This window comes from uncultured Streptococcus sp. (assembly GCF_938036805.1).
Taxonomy (GTDB): Bacteria; Bacillota; Bacilli; order Lactobacillales; family Streptococcaceae; genus Streptococcus.
This window is the reverse complement of record NZ_CALHWC010000138.1, coordinates 1-1,562: the sequence shown is the minus strand read 5'-3', so window position 1 is coordinate 1,562 and position 1,562 is coordinate 1. Positions and strand designations below refer to the sequence as shown.

General features: G+C 42.7%; 3 protein-coding genes and 1 riboswitch. All 3 genes read left to right on the top strand.

Annotation, left to right across the window (positions count from 1 at the left end; genetic code table 11):
• A riboswitch (TPP riboswitch) is annotated at positions 1–96 on the top strand. This riboswitch is flagged as partial in the annotation.
• A 223-nt stretch (positions 97–319) separates the two neighbouring features.
• The gene (locus tag Q0191_RS05460) at positions 320–610 is read left to right on the top strand and encodes a thiamine-binding protein (protein ID WP_297664534.1); all 291 of its coding nucleotides are present in this window, start codon (positions 320–322) and stop codon (positions 608–610) included.
• The gene (locus Q0191_RS05455; protein WP_297664532.1) at positions 573–1,325 is read left to right on the top strand and encodes an ABC transporter permease; all 753 of its coding nucleotides are present in this window, start codon (positions 573–575) and stop codon (positions 1,323–1,325) included. Before Q0191_RS05460 ends, Q0191_RS05455 begins: the two co-directional genes overlap by 38 nt.
• Before the next feature lie 43 nt (positions 1,326–1,368).
• A partial coding sequence (locus tag Q0191_RS05450) for an ABC transporter substrate-binding protein (RefSeq protein ID WP_297664530.1) occupies positions 1,369–1,562 on the top strand: 194 nt, incomplete at its 3' end.

Genomic DNA, 1,562 nt, shown 5'->3' with positions numbered 1-1,562 from the left:
ATATATGGGAGTCTGTGTACAGTCTGAGAGGAAGTGTAAGCTTCGACCGCACCTGATCTGGGTAATGCCAGCGTAGGGAATTGTATTTGTAAAGACCTTGTGGTTTTGCTAAAATGGGGAATTATTCACCAATCTTTAGTTTACTGATGCATGCAACACCTTTTCCATATTGGAGAAGGTGTTTTTGTATGGAAAGCAAGGTGTTTATAAAGGGAGCTCGCTGTCTTTTTGTTTAAAAACCAAGTTATTTTCTTGTGAATTTTAATCCTATCTGCATACATTATTCTCAGATGAAGCATGAAAGTAAGGAGGTGAAGAGATGAAAGCCAGTATTGCTTTACAAATTCTTCCTTTGTCACATGATGTGAATCGTTTGGCAGTCATAGAGGAAGTAATTGATTTTTTGCAAAAACAGCCAGTGAAGATGGTTGTGACGCCTTTTGAGACCGTTCTAGAAGGGGAATGGGAGACCTTATTTCCTATTCTGCAGCAGGCGATTGAGCTTGCAGGCAGTCAGGCAGACAATGTTTTTGCTAATGTGAAAATAAACTATGGAAAGATTTTAAGTATTGATGAAAAACTTGAAAAATATCCTGCGGCAGCAGATTAGCCTTTTGGGTATGCTGGGAATCCTTGTCATCTGGCAGGTCATGGGCTGGCTCATGCTCTTGCCCAAGTTTATCCTGCCGACACCTCTGGAAATCGGTCAGGCCTTTATCAGAGATGCTGGCTTTCTAGCAAGTCATAGCTGGGCGACCTTAAAAGTAGCCTTGCTGGGTTTAGTCTTGGGAGTTATCTTGGCTTGTATATTAGCTATACTCATGGACAGCATGAGCTGGCTCAATGATCTGATCTATCCTATGATGGTCGTGGTACAGACGATTCCGACCATTGCTTTGGCGCCAATTCTGGTTCTCTGGCTGGGTTATGGAATTTTGCCCAAGATTGTGCTCATTATTCTGACGACGACTTTTCCAATTATCGTCAGTATTCTGGATGGTTTTCGGCATTGTGACCGGGATACTCTGACTCTCTTTGAGCTTATGCAGGCCAATCGCTGGCAGATTCTCTGGCATTTTAAGATTCCAGCTAGTTTGCCCTATTTTTATGCGGGCTTGCGCGTCAGTGTTTCTTATGCCTTTATCACGACCGTGGTTTCCGAATGGCTAGGCGGTTTTGAAGGCTTGGGTGTTTACATGATTCAGTCGAAAAAACTTTTCCAGTACGACACCATGTTTGCTATCATCATATTGGTTTCGGCTATCAGCCTTCTAGGGATGAAGTTGGTGGCTGTCAGTGAAAAATATGTTATTAAGTGGAAATAGGAGCTCAGCTCTGCTATTTTCCAAAAAAGAAAAGAGGATTATAATGAAAAAAACTTATAAAATGTTGCTGGCAGGCTTGGCTGCCGTGTCTATCTTTGGCCTAGCGGCCTGCGGTCAGTCGAAATCTACGTCTGAGAGCAAGGATAAAAAGATTGATTTTATACTAGACTGGTCACCTAACACCAACCATACCGGCCTTTATGTAGCTCAGGAAAAGGGCTACTTCAAGGAAGCAGG

Excerpts from the sequence above, each read along its gene's own strand:
- Q0191_RS05460 (WP_297664534.1), top strand. The coding sequence starts at position 320 with ATGAAAGCCAGTATTGCTTTACAAATTCTTCCTTTGTCACATGATGTG.
- Q0191_RS05455 (WP_297664532.1), top strand. The coding sequence starts at position 573 with ATGAAAAACTTGAAAAATATCCTGCGGCAGCAGATTAGCCTTTTGGGT.